Here is a 16,243-nt window from a genome sequence, read left to right as displayed (position 1 = left end):
AAAAGGAGACATCTTCATGAGAAGGTCGATCATTATGCTGCAGGGAACAGCATCAGATGTGGGGAAAAGTGTAATCACTACAGCCCTCTGCCGCATCTTTACCCAGGATGGATGGGATACGGCGCCTTTCAAATCCCAGAATATGGCCAACAACTCCTATGTAACTGTAGACGGAAGGGAAATCGGTCGGGCCCAGGGCGTGCAGGCCGAAGCTTGCGGCAAACTCGCTACGACCGACATGAACCCAATTTTGATCAAGCCTGTTCGGGATATGCATTCACAGATTGTGGTACATGGTCAGCCCTATGCACAGATGAGCGCATGGGATTATCGTCAGAATTTTCTGCCGCAGGCCCGTACGCTGGTGATGGAGGCGCTGAACCGGCTGCGCGATCAGCATGAGATGGTGGTGATGGAGGGGGCTGGCAGTCCGGCAGAGATCAATCTCAAGGACCGGGATATCGTCAATATGAATCTGGCCGGCTGGGCGGATGCGCCGGTGCTGCTGGTCGCGGATATTGACCGGGGCGGTGTATTCGCTGCGATCGTCGGCACGCTGGAGCTGCTGGAACTCCATGAACGCAGCCGGGTCAAAGGCTTTATTATCAACAAATTCCGCGGTGATCTCGCCCTGCTGCAGCCCGGACTCGACTGGTTGGAGCGGCGTACCGGCATTCCGGTTATCGGCGTGCTGCCATACGAGGAGAATCTGCATCTGGAAGCGGAAGATTCTGTTGCCCTGCAGCGCAAATCCAGCCGTCCGCTGCCCGGCCGTGAACTGGATATTACCGTTATTCATTATCCGCGCATCTCCAACTTCACAGATATGGACCTTCTGGAAGCCGAGCCGGATGTATCGGTGCGTTATGTAGATCATGAAGACCAGCTCGGTACGCCGGATGTGATCATTTTGCCGGGAACCAAGGACACGCTCGGCGATCTGGAATTTCTGCAGGAAAGGGGATTGACCCGCAGGATCAGCGAACTGCACGCCCGGCGAGCCGTACAGCTGGTCGGTATCTGCGGCGGCTACCAGATGCTGGGACAGACGCTGCAGGACCCGGCCGGCTATGATTCGCCGACTCCAAGAACTGCCAAAGGACTCGGCCTGCTGCCGATATCGACCGTATTTGCGGCATCCAAAACGACCGTGCATGCAGAAGGTCATCTGACCGCCGCAGGTCGGCTGCTCCTGCAAAAGACAGATGAAGAGCAGCCGACCATTCCCGTAAAAGGATACGAAATCCATATGGGCACCACAACCGTAGAATCCGGAGCCGATGTGCAATCCTTGTTCCACCTGCACCACATAACCGATCACCACCCGACTGCTATTGAAGACGGCTGCATCCTGCCGGATGGGTCGGTCTGGGGAACGTACCTGCATGGCGTATTCGATAATGACCGGCTGCGCCGCAGCTGGCTCAATTCCCTGCGGCAGCTCAAAGGACTGGAACCGCTGAACGAGAGCATCCACGGATACACCCACCGCGAGGAAGCCTTTGACCGCCTGGCCGATACGGTACGCAAGCATCTGGATATGGAACGTATCTATCATATTGCAGCCGGTCGCTAAGGCCTGTATAATCGCAATTCTATATTTTATCTGTTTATTTGCTGCGTTAATCTCCAGGCTTAACCGGAGGACATGCCCTTATTCCTTTCTAGAGCGGATGAAGCGACCCGACCAAATGCAGGTACAGCCCAAAAAGCGACCTTCCATCCTACGAAGGCCGCTTTTTGATGTTACATAAATGATCCAATCATAATCGAACTCTATATACAACTAACTCTTTACAGCATGATACATGCTATCTGCACAATGAGACCGCCATGCTTATGCTCTAGAGCAATCAGCCCACTTTGAACTTGCTGACCGCTTCCTGCAGGGAAACCGCCTGTTCGTTCAATTCCTGCATCACTGCGGCATAAGCGAACATTTCCGAAGATTGACGCTCGGTATTTTTGGCAATGCCTTTGATATTGCTGAGTGCCTTCTGGGTGATTTCGGCGGTCTCATCGACCGAAGCGCTGACCTGCTCGGAGCTGGCGGACATCTCCTGGGTAGCAGCCGAGGTGGATTGTACGGTCATATTCACCTGCTGCATCAGCTCGACCAGCTGGTTAAAGGCTTCGCCGGCCTTATGCACCAGCTGGGTACCGGATTGTACTTCCTGGCTAACCCGGTTCATCGACTCGGTGGATTTCAGCGATTCCTCGCGAATCGATTGCAGCGCAGACTCGATCTGGTGGGCAGCACCACGGGACTGATCAGCGAGATTGCGTACTTCGGCAGCGACGACGGCGAATCCGCGTCCATGTTCACCGGCACGTGCTGCTTCGATAGAAGCATTGAGTGACAGCATCTGAATCTGTTTGGTGATCTCACCAATTGAGAGCAGAATCTGGCTGATTGCTTCGGAACTGTCGATCAGCGTCTGTACGGACTGGCGTGTATCGGTCACAACCTGCTCGACAGAGCTCATCTGCTGAATCGCGTTCTGGGCCATATCATTACCGGCGACTGCACTGTCTGAAGCCTGGCCGATCTGATCCGAAATGTCGGCTGTAGACGATGCGATATGCTGGATGCCGTTCGTAATCTCTTCCATCGCACGGGCGTTTTCGGTAGAGGAGGTAGCGATCATCGTACTGCCGCCTTCAATCGTGCTGATGGACTCGACAGAGCTGTCGACCATTTTGTGCATTTTATTGATCCGTGAAGTCAATGCTTCGGTACCCATGGACACCTTTTCCGAGCTATCCAGTACGTGATTGACCATAGCGCGCAGATTCTCGGTCATCAGGCGGAAGCCTCGTGCCAGCTGGGCGATCTCGTCACTGCCGGTCATTTTGATATCCTGCTGCAGATTGCCTTCGGCGACGAGCCGGGTATGGCGTACGAGCCGTGCCAGTGGCAGAGTGATTTTACGGCTGAACTTGTAGGCAATCCAGAGGCAGACAGCTACCGACACGATCGCCATTACCAGCGTCATGAGTACCAGATTGCGGGTAATGCTGTCGACAAAGCTGGCATCCATACTGGCAGCAACCAGGATCGAGCTGCCCGGCACGCGATAATAATAAGTAACATGCGAGCCGGCATCGGTGGTATACAGATCGGTCAGCAGTTTGCCATCCTTCATCGCCTGCTGAATATTGTCACTCAGCTCGACCGCCTGTTCCTTTTTGAAATTTTTGGAGGCATTGGATAGAGCGGTCACGACCGCTTTGTCCTCGTCGACCCGCAGTACATACAGATTGTCCAGCTCATACGCTTTGAGCTGGGTATCCAGATAGGTCTCCAGCTTCATCGTTTCTCCACTGTTGCCCTGGGCAGACTGCATAACCTGCGTATTGTCGAGACCTTTGAGAATACCGTCCATCGCAATATTCAGCACCTGACGGAACTGGGGAACCACATTGTTGTTGACCACTCCCCGGGTCATAACATAAAAGAAAATACTCATGACCAGACACACTGCGATAATCAACAGGGCAAAGGTCACCATAATTTTACGGCTGATCGATTGATTAATTCGAAACATGCTGAATCCCCTCTCCATACCTAACAAGTCTGCAATTCTCTGCTGAAATTCATAATCCAATGACTTTCGCAACTGAGTTTGTCCCCCGACGTAACAATAACTGACGTGGCTTTTACGATACATACTCTTAAGAAGTATAAAGACAGGCTGTAATCCATATGTATGTACTATGAGTACCAGGTCCCTGTTTTGCTTGACTCCTTTCGACAATATATTAGGCTTATAAACTTTTTCATTTCCGAAATAATATGAAAATGAATATTTATAAGCTAAATGAACCATGATAAAAGGCATAAATAATTTCTTATTCTATATCAATTGACCGTAGTTTGAATAGGTATTTTTACGTATAAAACAATAATTTGATAAAAAAATATCAAAATAAGCAAAATAAAGGCGAAAAATCGGATTTATATATCATGCAATTAACACTACTTGTTTACTCGGAATTGTGATAGAATAAAAACCGGAATTATACAGATAACTTATAGATTCGAGGGGGAGAAGTAATGAATGTATTTCTAGTTATACTGAATGTACTGATACTGGCTGTACTGATCGGCGTACTGGTCTGGATGCAGAAGAAGCATATTTCCTTTACGAAACGTGTCTTCACCGGTCTGCTGCTCGGTATTCTGTTCGGTGCGGCACTTCAGTTGATTTATACACCGGATTCCGAGGTGGTCTCGGATTCGATGGAATGGTTCAGCCTGGTCGGTAACGGCTATGTAGGGTTGCTGCAGATGGTCGTGATTCCGCTGATTATGGTCTCGATCATTATGGCCATTCTCAAATTGAGCGGCCGTCAGAACCTGGGTAAAATCAGCGGTTCCATTCTGGCTGTACTGCTGCTGACAACAGCGATCGCTTCCGCAGTAGGGATCGCTTCCGCACTCAGCTTCAATCTGACTGCCGAAGGCATGCCGATCGGACAGGTCGAGCAGGAACGTGGAGCGGCGCTGCAGGAACGTCTTGGTGAGGTGGAAGACAAATCGCTGCCGGCCCAGCTGCTGGAATTTATTCCGACCAATCCGTTTGAAGATATGACCGGAGCGCGTCAATCGTCCACACTGGCTGTTGTTATTTTCTCGGCCTTTGTCGGTGTAGCGGCTCTTGGCTTTATGCGTAAAAACCCTGCCCAGGGTGAAGTATTCCGCAATCTGATGGAATCGATCTATGGAGTCGTTATGCGCATGGTCACATTGATTCTGCGTCTGACGCCATACGGCATTCTGGCGCTGATCACCAAAATGGTCGCCACCACGAGCGGACAGGATATTCTGAATCTGTTCAAATTCGTAGTCGCTTCCTATGTGGCGCTGATCGCGATGTTCGTCATTCATATGATCATTCTGGCTATCGGCGGACTGAACCCGGTACAGTATGTGAAGAAAATTATTCCTACTTTGACGTTTGCCTTTACTTCCCGTTCCAGTGCGGCGACGATTCCACTTAACGTAGAGACACAGACCCGCAAACTGGGCGTTTCCGAAGGGATTGCCAATCTATCCGCCAGCTTTGGCGCGACGATTGGACAAAATGGCTGCGCAGGGATCTACCCATCCATGCTGGCGATCATGATTGCACCGACCGTGGGCATCAATCCGCTGGATTGGCAGTTCATTCTGACGCTGATCGCTGTTGTAACGATCAGCTCCCTTGGTGTTGCAGGTGTGGGCGGTGGAGCTACATTTGCCGCGCTGATCGTTCTGTCGACCATGAATATGCCGGTAGCCCTGGCAGGTCTGCTCATTTCCGTTGAACCGCTGATCGATATGGGTCGCACTGCGCTTAATGTGAGCGGATCGATGACAGCCGGCCTGGTCAGCAGCCGTGTACTCAAGGAACATGACAAAGATATCTACAATAACGAAGACCGGGATCTGGATACAGCCGAAGCGTCCTGATTACAAAGCTGATCCTGCGGTCATGTATCAAAGAAATCCAACAGGAAACAGGCATGCCATACGCATCCGATGATGCAGCGGGCATGCCTGTTTTTTTATGGATATCTGGTCTTGTTTTCCCGGAAAGAACTGGAAAAAGAGTGGATATACTGTACGTATAAACTGGGACTGTTTTCCACAATATGTTGGCAATGCAGTATTCCTGTGATAAAGTAGAACAGGTTTTCAATAATATTCCGCGGTTCGTAACCATCCCGCGTCATCAAAACTAGGGGGAAGAGTAGTGTTTAATATAGAATGGGGTATTTTTTTCGTGATCGTGAATTATGCGTTATTTACGATCTGCTACAGAATTTTTGGCATCAAGGGGATGTATGGCTGGATCGCAATCGCTGCTATTCTGGCGAATATTCAGGTGATCAAGACCATTGAGCTGTTTGGTATTACGACAACGCTTGGTAATACGATGTATGTGAGTATGTATCTGGCGAGTGATCTGCTGAATGAACGCTTTGGTTCGCGTGTTGCCCGCAGGGCGGTATGGTTCGGATTTTTCACTTTGGTCGTAACGACGATTGTGATGCAGATGGCTATTCATTTCCAGGTGGCACCAGGCGGAGGCATTGCCGAGGATGCCCAGAATGCGCTGAAAACGATCTTCGGTCCGCTGTCGATTCTGCTGATCGCCAGCCTGTCCGCCTATCTGGTCAGTCAGTTCCTTGATGTTCGATTGTATAAATGGCTGCGCGGCCTTTTTCCGGCTCCGCATCAGCTGTGGATTCGCAACAATGGCAGTACAATGATCAGTTCGTTTGTGGATACGCTTGTTTTTTGCAGCATCGCCTTTCTGGGCATGTACGAATGGTCGGTCTGGCTGGAGATTTTCCTGACAACCTATATTCTCAAATTTGTACTTACCGCTGCAGGCACGCCTTTCCTGTATCTGGCACGCAGTTTCAAAGTGCATGAGGAAGACCGTTCGCTGCTGATCCAGCCGCAGGCAGCGGTTGGGGAAGAGCCGTCAGCCAAGCCACGGTCCTGACCATAGCGATTGATAACTGATGTAACAATCATAAGGTACAGACACCGTCGGGTAGGATAATGAATCTATAAAACCTGACTCTCCTGCTTGATCCAATGAGTCTGCAACAGCAAAAAGACACGCCTCCTGCGTATATTCCATGCGCAGGAAGCGTGTCTTTATTTGGTTCTGGCCGATAGAGCGATATTAGCCGATAACCGTCAGTTCTTTTGGGAAAGAAGACAGTACATCCACACCATCCGCCGTTACGATTACATCATCCTCGATCCGTACGCCACAGTGGCCCGGTACATAGATACCCGGTTCAACGGTGAACAGTACGCCTTCTTCCAGTACGTTCTCATTGCCGCCATGTACGGAAGGATATTCATGTGTATCCATGCCCAGACCATGTCCGAGACGGTGGATGAAGCGAGGACCGTAGCCGGCTTCGGTAATTACATCGCGCGCAGCCTTGTCGATCGAGGCAAAAGTAACGCCCGGGCGAGTCGCCCGGATCGCCGCTTCATTGGCTGCCAGCACCGTGTTGTAGATGCGCTTCGCCTCCTCATCGACCTCACCGATAGCAAACGTACGTGTGATATCCGACGCATAACCATTGTAAAACAGTCCAAGATCGAACATGACCAGCTCACCGGACGCCAGCTTGCGTGATCCCGGTACACCGTGAGGCAAGGCCGTATTTGGACCGGACAATACCATCGTGTCAAAAGCAGGTTTCTCGGCACCAAGCTTTTTCATCTGGTATTCCAGTTCGGCGACCAGTTCGATTTCGGTAATGCCGATCTTCACGCTGGACAGCCCACGGCGCAGCACCTCTTCGATTTTGAGGATGGATTCACGCATCCGCTCCACTTCTTCCGGCGATTTGCGTGAACGCATGCTGTTCAGTATACTGCCTACATCGATATAGGAAGCTGCGTTCAGCTCCGCAGACAGCTGTTCAAAGCGGGCAACCGACAGGTGTTCCTTTTCCAGACCCAGATTGCCGACATTGCCGCTGATGCAGTGCTTGAGCCGGATGTACGGGTTGTCTGTATCCGTATGGGTCTCGATTCGTTCCACACTGGATACGCTGCGCGCCTTGTCTTCGTCCAGCGCAGGCACCAGCATAAAAGCTTCTTCTCCATCGGGAATAAACAATCCCAGAAAACGTTCATGCGGATCGCTCGCAAATCCGGTCAGATAGTAGACATGCTTTGGATCGGTGATCAGCAGGCTGTTCATACCAGCCTCTCTCATTAATCCACGCAGGGTGGCAATTCTGTCATCCATAGGTGCAGCTCCTTGTCATTGTAAGATGAATAATGCGGATTCTGTAATACCATTACCCTTGGCGGGCAATATCACTCTTTCTATTGTAGCGGTTAATCCCGTTCAGGAAAAGCCGCAGGCATGATCGAACGGTTAGGTCAGCAGGGCGGGAGGTGATATAATCGCTCATAATGATAACGCTTTTGGCATCGGTAAAGGAAATGAACAATCCGCGAGGCCAGCGGCAAAAGGTATCCAAGTAAACGGACTGCAGCCGGCAGCCCGGCACAGACCAGGAATGGAGAAAATTTATGATCAGTCTAATTCCCGAACAAGTCGATTTTCGCATAACGGCTACCGATCTTGAAGTGACCTATACGGAGTCCGGCGGGGTCAGCGTCCGGATCGATATCCAGCAAAGGGAGGATGTAGAGAAGAATCATTACCGCGAGATGCTCTTGCAATTCCGTACGGTAGCAGAGCTGCGATGTGTAACAATGAACTTTTTTGAAATGAATCACGGCCATATCGAAATGCCGTCAGCTCCTGATAATGTACTGTCCTTCTGGAGCAGACACGGCTATCATCCGGAGCCCGGATTGTACCGGATCGACAATTCCGCCATCCTCCGCGATAAAGAAAACCTTTTCGATCCCCATCATCGGCTTGGTCTGCAGCATTATCTGATTATGGGCTATGACAGCCATATCGAGGTTATTTCTTCCGGTTATGAATATCGGATGATCGAATCAACGCTGCACATCTAAATGGCTGATTGCTGCCGGTATCCGAAGGCAGGATGCATATATAGTGAGTGCTACAAGTCATAGCGGCATTTATGAGAATACAGCCATCTGAAATCCCAAATAGCCCGCTCACCCGTCCACCTCACAAGATACAGGAGGCGAACAGGTAACCGGGCAGCAGTCTGTTTGAATATTGAGCGCTGCTGCAGTCCGCTTGGAATGCATTTTCGTACCACAGCATCTGCAAGCGACCAAAGTCGGTTCGGAGTTATCCGGTACTGCCAAGCGCAGCCTGGATCTCTTTCATCTGCTCCAGATGGCGCTGCTCATGAAGACCGACAAATTCATGCCATTCTTCCAGGGTCAGTGGACCAAATATCGGATGGTTCATCGTTTTGCCGCGCAGATCTTCGCTGCTGGCTGCGGCAATCGTCTCTTCCAGACGACTGCGGGAACGATCCAATCGGGTGCGCAGTTCAGTCAGCGTCAGATGTTTATCCGCCGGAACGAGTTCGGGAGGGGCAGGCGTATGACGGGAACGGTCCAGTGTCAGATGAAAAGATGGAGTGGATGTAGCCCCGGAAATGGGAGCCGGTGTAGGACCATTCTGCTGCAGGGTCTGTATCAGCCGATCGGTGATTGCTGTCTCCATCAGGTACAGATGCTCCATAACCTGGGCAATCGTCCACTGGTCGGGACGGGCGTGTTCATTCAGTATCGGTTCATCCAGCGAGTCGGCAAAGCTCCAGATTTGTTCGCGGACTTTGATCGTGTTGGGATGCAGCATAAGTATAACCTCCTTCAATAAGTAAACGCGTTAGTATCAATTGCTGTGGCTGTATCGCACAGCAGAAATGGAGTGGAAAAAAATGTAACTCTTTGCGATGAAGAGGATTATATAACATTTGAAGCGAAAATAACAATTGTTCCTGACCTTACATACTTGTACATGCTGATTTTCCCTGAAACAGGGCAGCTCTACAATGACATAAATCGCGATCATGCCATTTTTGGGTACAATAATTCAGAACAGCTATCATGCGGGTAATAATAGGCTAGCCATCATAGACAGGCAGATGACAAGAGTGAAAGGGGTAAAATAATGAAACCGATCAATTCAAATCAACCAGACCCACAGGAGGAACAGCAGCGGCTTGAACAAGACTATGGATATGCGGCCATCTATACCGCCAAGCTGCTATACAGGCAAAAGCCGGTCATCGACCGTGAAGCCCTGTATGCCAAAGTGCAGGAATACACCGGCCCGCTGAATACGGCAGATGATCTGGACGAACAACAAGAGTCGCTGGCCGTCTGGGAAGCCAATACTTCTGCAAATGGTAACGAGGAACCGCTGGAGGATCATTACCATTTCTTCCATCTGAATCATACACTGGAATATCAGGAAGGACCCATGCCTGTTCAGACAGTGCTGATGCCATCCAAAAACGCGGTACAGCCTGAAGAATACGAGACGGCGATCCAGCAATCCTGGCACTGGCCGGAGGTTGCAGATGCGGTTGCAGGCTGCACTTATGAGATGATGCTCACCGACATGATGGCCCGGGGAATGCCGCATCAGCGCAGGCTGCCGCTGTTTAACCATGTGCTGCGTGCGATTCTGGAGATCGCTCCCTGCGATGCGGTTTATTACAAGGAGAGCGACAAACTGGTCGATCCGCAGGCACTGCTGCAGGCATTCAGCCAGGGGAATGAACTATATGGGGCATTGAATATCCGGCTGTATAATATCCAGTCGGACAATGAACGCCGGGAGATGGTCATGGACAGCCGCGGGCTGGCTGCGCTTGGCGTACCGGATGTGCAGTGTCATTTCTACGATATCGAACCTGCGGAAGTGGCTCAGTTCCTTATGAATACGGCGGAGTATCTGTATCATCAGGGCGATATTATTGCGGACGGAGAGACGATCGGCATGCATGAGGATCAGCGCTGGAGAGTGGAACATCAGTATGCGCTGGTTGGACCGCGCCGGGTCGTACTCGACGTAGATCCGGGAGAAGCGTATTATGCGGGGATGCAGGAATCCAATCGCTCTTCCCGCAGTCAGGGATAGGCAGCGGCATGGAATATTACAGATTGCGCTTTGAGGAAAGTGACGAGAATTATTATTTTGAAATTGACGACGACCGCACGGTGATGCGTCAGGTCATTGAGGATGAAGAGCGCTGGGTCGTATCCAGCCGACCGGATGAAGAGCTTCATTTCTGTCTGTATGATCAGGAGTTTGACCAGAGCATGGACGGTGCGGAAGGCGAAGATATTTCGCAGGAACAATTTGAACGGGTATGGGAGCAGGCGATGCGGCCTTACCGGAAAGGCTGGGACAAGGTCAAAGCCCATTACAAAATCGGTGATAAAGTTACCGGAGTAATCGAGGTGATGTACCCGCAGGGCATTATTTTGAGCCTGCCCAATGATGCCTTTGGCATCGTGGCGGACGATGAATGCGCCCAGTTCGTTCCGATGGAGCATCGTTATCCCGGACATATGCTCAAGACTGTGGTGATCGGTTTTGACGATGTGAACGAGTGGGTGAAGCTGTCCTGCCGCCCTGCCTGAGCATAGAGGGGGATACTCATGGAGGCAACCATCATACAGCAATTACAATTCAAATTGGGCAATGGTTCGCTGCTGTCTCCGGATATGCGGGAGCAGCTCGATATCGAGCGGTATCTGGACTACAGGGATAGTGCGGATTTTGATACAGCATGGAATCACGCCTATCAGCAGCTGCGCCGTGAAGGATTGACGCCGGCAGAGGAAGAACAGGTACAGGAGTGGTGCCGCCAGGCATTTGACCAGATAATCCGGGCATTCGACAGCAGTGAGCTGGCTGCCTATGTGAGCGACGATATGGATCTGGTCTTCTGCGCTCATCTGCTCGGCGTGGACCACGAATTCATCCAAGAGCTTGCCGGACACTATGTGCAGGGAGAGCTGCCGGTCTGATGATCCACCAATGGAGCGGATCAAGCATTCTGTCATCTGCAGAACAATACAGTCCCCTGTATCAATCATTTTAAGTCCAAACGATACACATACGCACATACGCGAGTCCCATAAACCAATGCAGGCCAAATACGCCGTGCAGCCCCTTAGCGGGCGGCACGGCGTATCATTTGGTTGAATACTTCGGATAACACGAGTCCCAGCGCAATGGAACCGGACAGCATAGCCGCCTGCGCAGCCAGCTGGGTCGCTGCTGCATAGTTATTTTCCACAAAGGAACGCATCGCATTATAAGCGAGTCCGCCGGGAACGAGCGGGATCACGCCTGCTACACTAAAGATAATGACCGGTGTCTTGTAAATGCGCGCAAATACCTGGCTGATACCGCCTACAATAAATGTGGCGATGAGGGTGGCACCCACAGGATCAATGTGCGTGTACAGCAGCATATAGACCATCCAGCCGAGCATACCCGCAACGCCGCACTGCAGCAGTGAGCGTCGTGGTGCATTGAAAATAATGCCAAAGCCGGCGGTAGCGATAAAGCTGGTAATTAACTGGGCCAGCATGGTAGGCATAACTTCCTTTCCTGATCTATCGGTTCATCGAGGTCAGACGAACGTCAGAATGATGGCGACTCCCGCACCGATTGCAAAGGCGGTGAGCAGGGCATCCGCTCCTTTGGAGATACCGGATACGAGATGACCTGCCATCAGATCGCGTATCGCATTGGTAATCAGCAGCCCGGGAACGAGCGGCATGACCGATCCGATAATAATTTTGTCGAGTTCATTCCCCCAGCCATAGCCGATAAACAGTGAGGCCAGCAGACCGATAATAAAGGCAGCGCACAACTCTGCGAAAAATTTGACCTGAACCCATTTATGCAAATAGAGCATCGTCGTATAGCCGGCAAAGCCTGCAATCATGGACGGGATAAAATCGCCCCAGCTCCCCTGGAACATAATCGTAAAGCAGCCGCTGGAAATGGCTGCGGCAATCATTTTCATCCAGGGCGAATACTCGGCAGGGCCGGCTTCGATCACCTTGAGCAGCAGAAAGGCTTCGGTCGGTGCCAGCTGGTCGCTGCTAATCTGCCGCGAGATGGCATTGACCTGGGCAATTTTATGCAGATCGGTCGTACGCTCCTGAATACGCGCGAGCCGGGCACTCTCCGCACCGGTAATCGAAAACATGATCGCGGTGGGAGTCACATAGCTGTGCGCGCCCGGCAGTCCGTAGGAGTTGGCAATACGGGTCATTGTATCTTCCACACGGTACGTTTCCGCACCGCTCTGCAGCATGATCTGACCGGCCAGCATGCACGTATCCATAATTTCATTGATCGCCCTGCTGAAGGTTGTCGATTCTTCCAAACTCCTTCTCCATCCTCTCTCTTGATGACTCATCTATCACATTATGCGCGATACCGGAAAATCATTCAATAACTGTTATATCCACATCATCTAAAATCATATTCCATCTTCGTTTTGTCGGAAAAAGAAGAATGAACGCGGAAACAAAACATAGCGATTCATCCACTGCCGATTTCCAAATTTGAACCATATATTTTTGTGAATATGTCATAAAAAAATGTTCCTTCTGCGGTTGAGAAGGGTATAATGATACTTAATCTACTATAAAGCGACTGGCGTCATCCTCAATCATCCATAAGTGTCCGACGTTATCATACGCGATAGTTGGAGCGGCATACTGCCTCACGTGGTAGCACGGAGACTGCGAGCAATCTGTGTCCGGTCGATGAATTGCTGTTCTGCTGTGCAGATCTGCCTAGGTTACATGACATGTTGGCGTGGCATATTATCTTAACTGCTGAGGGAGGAAAGAAAGATGGACAAGGTCATACATGAGAGTAAGGTACTGGAAGAAGTGTTCGGGGAAGGTGTTCACCTGGAACAGGTCAAGTTCTGGAGAGGCCAGAGACGCAATCTTGCTTTTTATACCAAGTCTATCGGGGAGCTGCGCGTGACCACAGGTAAAATTGTGGCCGATGATCCGTACAGCCTCATTGAGTCAACCCCATTTGTGCAAGTGTTCCCTAAAGGATCTTTCCCTGTCGAGTTGTCAATTGCCCGCATTACCGATCCGGCCGTGTACAAGGAAGGCCGTGAAGATCTGGTGGATGAGCGTATTGCTTTTGTACGCGTCGTATTCGGCGATGCTCCGGTAGCCCGCTGGGCAGGAGCGGAGCGTGAATTCAGCCCGGATGCCGATCCGAACAATCTGTATGAACAGGCCCGCTGGGGATATGCGGTCGATTCCGGAACCGGAAGCCTGCTGGATGCCCAGGCGTATCAGTGGCTGTCCGAACAGCAGGAGATGGACAATCCCGAGATGGCCCAGGAACTGATGGATGCATGGGAATCCGCAGCGATCGAATCTTTCCGTCCATCCCGCAGCTGGCTGGTCACGGAACTGGAGACCGGAGACAATATTGCTCTTTTTTCCAGCGGATTCGGCAACGGTGTATATCACAGCTATATCGGATATGCCGAGGATGGAAGCCCGGTGCAGCTTGTAACGGACTTTAACGTATACCCGGACTGAATGTTCAAAAGGAATAAGAGGAAAACGAAAAGCTTCATGGCAGTCATGCGATGAAGCTTTTCGTTTTCCGCAGAAGAAACCGGCAGTACCTATTGTCCTGGCTTGAACAGGATATGATCCAGTTCAATGCATATACAGGTTTAGCCGGATGAGCTGATTCATCCGGCTAAACCTGTGTAATAACTAAAAGGCAGAGTTTTTTCGTATATTTTATATCAAAGGATGTGAGTACTGATGAGCAATCTGGAAAGAGCCATTATTCTTGCGACCCGTGCACATTCCGGGCAGAACGACCGTTCAGGTCAGCCGTATATTTTGCACCCGCTGCGCGTCATGCTCAAAATGAGTTCGGAAGAAGCGCGTATTGTCGCTGTCCTACATGATGTGCTGGAGGATACGGATGTGACCGCTCATGACCTGTTAGCCGAAGGATTCTCCGAAGAAATCGTTGAAGCGGTTCAGGCGATGAGCCGCCGGGAAGATGAATCTTATGAGAACTTCGTTCTTCGGGCCAAGCAGAACTCCCTGGCTCGTACGGTCAAAATGGCGGACATTGAAGATAACATGGACCCTTCCCGCAATGTGGAGCCTTCCGAAAAAGACATGGAGCGGCTTAGCAAGTATGGCAAAGCGCTGGATGAGCTGATGACCGAGACGGAAACTGCACGTTAAATGAAAGAGAATTGCTTGCAAGAGAGCAATTCTCTTTTTCTTTTTTTGCGAAAATCATTCACATATATTGGCATACTATTCATTTATTAACTTTATATCCGATATTAATAAGGAGGCTTACCAAATTATGTATCAGATTGAAATCAAAAAAGGAAGGCTACCCTTTGAGGTGTAGTCTTCCTTTTGCATGCTGCGGAGAGAATAAAGTATTTCAATCGGTTATTCATTTGCGGTCAGCTGGATAGATCAGTCCCAGCTGCTTGCGGGCTTCTTCCATAATCTCGGCTGTGATCAGGGAATTTTCCCAGGAATTGGTAGTGGATTCTTGACGGCCTTCGGCGATCAGATCGAGGAACTCGCGAATCTCGTAATACATCGGTGGTTCATACTGGGTGACATGCAGCTCTTCCGTATAACCGCCGCGATAGGTCATTACAATCTGGTTCGGCTCACTGATCTTGTCGATCCGGATGCTGCCCAATTCGCCCTGGATCTCGGAAGGAAGGGAAGAGTCGGTGATTTTGGAGTACATTACAACCGCATCCATATCATCATAGGAGACGACAATGCTGCCTTCACCGTCCACACCGGATTCCAGCATAACACCGGTGGCTTTTACCGTGTTGGGACGACCAAACAGGGCCACCAGCGGATAAATGCAGTAGACACCCAGATCCATTAATGCACCGTTGGAGAACTCGGGCTTGAAGGCGTTCTGGATATTGCCTTCCTTATAGGCATCATAGCGGGACGAGTACTGACAGTAATTGGCGAAATAGCGGCGTACCTGTCCGAGCTTGGGCAGACTGCTGCGCAGCGCGGCAAAGTTCGGCATCATCGTCGACTTCATCGCTTCCATCAGCACCACATTGTTCCGTCTGGCCGCATCAATCATGGACTGTGTCTCTGCCACATTGGAAGCGAGCGGCTTCTCGCAGAGTACATGCTTGCCATGATCCATACAGAGAACAGCCTGCTCTGCGTGCAGGGAGTTGGGACTGGCGATATAGATGGCATCCACCTGCCCGCTGCTCAGCATCTCCTCCAGATCAGTGAACAGATGATTGATTTCATGCTTGCGTCCGAACTGCTTGGCACGTTCCGGCGTGCGTGAATACAGTGCAGTCAGTTCAAAATCGTCATTACGTTTGGCGGCTTCAATGAATCGTTCCGTAATAAAATTAGTACCAATAATACCAAAGCGGACCATACCATCGTCCTTTCTATAGGTGTGATAAAGACTTAGGACTTTCAAATAAGTTCCATCCATCATCGCGTACCGTCTAATTATACCCGACTTGCAGGGAGCCTGACAAAGTGTTCTTGAAGATTATGTCTGTTTTGCAGATTCATTCATTCCGATTGGCTGCCAAAAGGAATGTGTCCCCTTTGAGAATATAGTGTAATTAAGGAATAAGTCTGGTTTTTTGCCAATATTCCCATTATTATTGGATGTAATCCAGGTGTTAACAACTAAATGATTTTGGAAAAATAGATTGAGTCAAACTACAGGGAGAGAGGTATTTTTGAAAC

Annotated in this window: 15 protein-coding genes; 9 read left to right on the top strand and 6 right to left on the bottom strand. The window is 50.4% G+C overall.

Annotation, left to right across the window (positions count from 1 at the left end; genetic code table 11):
• Positions 1-16 precede the first annotated feature (16 nt).
• On the top strand, positions 17-1,576 hold the full coding sequence (locus tag WH45_RS03425; RefSeq protein WP_046213018.1) for a cobyric acid synthase: 1,560 nt from the start codon (positions 17-19) through the stop codon (positions 1,574-1,576).
• Positions 1,577-1,853: 277 nt separating this feature from the next.
• On the opposite strand, the gene WH45_RS03420 is transcribed toward WH45_RS03425, so the two are convergent.
• Positions 1,854-3,548: a methyl-accepting chemotaxis protein gene (locus tag WH45_RS03420; protein ID WP_046213017.1), complete on the bottom strand. Its 1,695-nt coding sequence runs from the start codon at positions 3,546-3,548 to the stop codon at positions 1,854-1,856.
• A 509-nt stretch (positions 3,549-4,057) separates the two neighbouring features.
• Here WH45_RS03420 and WH45_RS03415 point away from each other — a divergent pair.
• Together WH45_RS03415 and WH45_RS03410 are read left to right on the top strand one after the other, a co-directional pair.
• Positions 4,058-5,455: an L-cystine transporter gene (locus WH45_RS03415; protein ID WP_046213016.1), complete on the top strand. Its 1,398-nt coding sequence runs from the start codon at positions 4,058-4,060 to the stop codon at positions 5,453-5,455.
• A 283-nt stretch (positions 5,456-5,738) separates the two neighbouring features.
• The gene (locus WH45_RS03410; protein ID WP_046213015.1) at positions 5,739-6,497 is read left to right on the top strand and encodes a queuosine precursor transporter; all 759 of its coding nucleotides are present in this window, start codon (positions 5,739-5,741) and stop codon (positions 6,495-6,497) included.
• A gap of 186 nt (positions 6,498-6,683) precedes the next feature.
• Here WH45_RS03410 and WH45_RS03405 read toward each other — a convergent pair whose 3' ends face one another.
• Positions 6,684-7,772: a M24 family metallopeptidase gene (locus WH45_RS03405; RefSeq protein ID WP_046213014.1), complete on the bottom strand. Its 1,089-nt coding sequence runs from the start codon at positions 7,770-7,772 to the stop codon at positions 6,684-6,686.
• Positions 7,773-8,062: 290 nt separating this feature from the next.
• Between WH45_RS03405 and WH45_RS03400 the strand changes: the two genes are divergently transcribed.
• A complete protein-coding gene (locus WH45_RS03400) occupies positions 8,063-8,518 on the top strand; it encodes a hypothetical protein (protein WP_046213013.1) in 456 nt (151 codons plus the stop codon).
• Positions 8,519-8,765: 247 nt separating this feature from the next.
• Here WH45_RS03400 and WH45_RS03395 read toward each other — a convergent pair whose 3' ends face one another.
• The gene (locus WH45_RS03395) at positions 8,766-9,284 is read right to left on the bottom strand and encodes a DinB family protein (protein WP_046213012.1); all 519 of its coding nucleotides are present in this window, start codon (positions 9,282-9,284) and stop codon (positions 8,766-8,768) included.
• A 315-nt stretch (positions 9,285-9,599) separates the two neighbouring features.
• On the opposite strand from WH45_RS03395, the gene WH45_RS03390 reads away from it, so the two are divergent.
• Genes WH45_RS03390 through WH45_RS03380 form a run of 3 tightly spaced genes read left to right on the top strand, consistent with a single transcriptional unit; the run spans position 9,600 to position 11,470 of the window.
• Positions 9,600-10,574 carry a DUF4261 domain-containing protein gene (locus WH45_RS03390; RefSeq protein WP_046213011.1) on the top strand — a complete coding sequence of 325 codons (975 nt, stop codon included), beginning with the start codon at positions 9,600-9,602 and terminating at the stop codon, positions 10,572-10,574.
• Positions 10,575-10,582: 8 nt separating this feature from the next.
• Positions 10,583-11,080 carry a hypothetical protein gene (locus WH45_RS03385; protein ID WP_046213010.1) on the top strand — a complete coding sequence of 166 codons (498 nt, stop codon included), beginning with the start codon at positions 10,583-10,585 and terminating at the stop codon, positions 11,078-11,080.
• A gap of 18 nt (positions 11,081-11,098) precedes the next feature.
• Positions 11,099-11,470 carry a hypothetical protein gene (locus tag WH45_RS03380; RefSeq protein ID WP_046213009.1) on the top strand — a complete coding sequence of 124 codons (372 nt, stop codon included), beginning with the start codon at positions 11,099-11,101 and terminating at the stop codon, positions 11,468-11,470.
• A gap of 146 nt (positions 11,471-11,616) precedes the next feature.
• Here WH45_RS03380 and WH45_RS03375 read toward each other — a convergent pair whose 3' ends face one another.
• Positions 11,617-12,039, bottom strand: a complete 423-nt coding sequence (locus WH45_RS03375; protein WP_046213292.1) for a threonine/serine exporter family protein — start codon at positions 12,037-12,039, stop codon at positions 11,617-11,619.
• A gap of 42 nt (positions 12,040-12,081) precedes the next feature.
• Positions 12,082-12,804, bottom strand: coding sequence for a threonine/serine exporter family protein (locus tag WH45_RS03370; protein ID WP_046213291.1), 723 nt, complete (start codon positions 12,802-12,804; stop codon positions 12,082-12,084).
• Between the two features lie 517 nt (positions 12,805-13,321).
• On the opposite strand from WH45_RS03370, the gene WH45_RS03365 reads away from it, so the two are divergent.
• The gene (locus tag WH45_RS03365) at positions 13,322-14,038 is read left to right on the top strand and encodes a DUF4241 domain-containing protein (RefSeq protein ID WP_052723605.1); all 717 of its coding nucleotides are present in this window, start codon (positions 13,322-13,324) and stop codon (positions 14,036-14,038) included.
• 234 nt (positions 14,039-14,272) lie between these two features.
• Entirely contained in the window at positions 14,273-14,710 is a 438-nt protein-coding gene (locus WH45_RS03360) for an HD domain-containing protein (RefSeq protein ID WP_046213008.1), read from the top strand.
• A 223-nt stretch (positions 14,711-14,933) separates the two neighbouring features.
• Here the strand turns inward: WH45_RS03360 and WH45_RS03355 are convergent, their stop codons facing one another.
• Positions 14,934-15,920, bottom strand: coding sequence for a Gfo/Idh/MocA family protein (locus WH45_RS03355; RefSeq protein WP_046213007.1), 987 nt, complete (start codon positions 15,918-15,920; stop codon positions 14,934-14,936).
• Positions 15,921-16,243: the final 323 nt, after the last annotated feature.

This window comes from Paenibacillus wulumuqiensis (genome assembly GCF_000971965.1).
Taxonomy (GTDB): domain Bacteria; phylum Bacillota; class Bacilli; order Paenibacillales; family Paenibacillaceae; genus Saccharibacillus; species Saccharibacillus wulumuqiensis.
The sequence above is the reverse complement of the archived record's forward strand: the minus strand, read 5'-3'. Positions and strand labels throughout refer to the sequence as shown.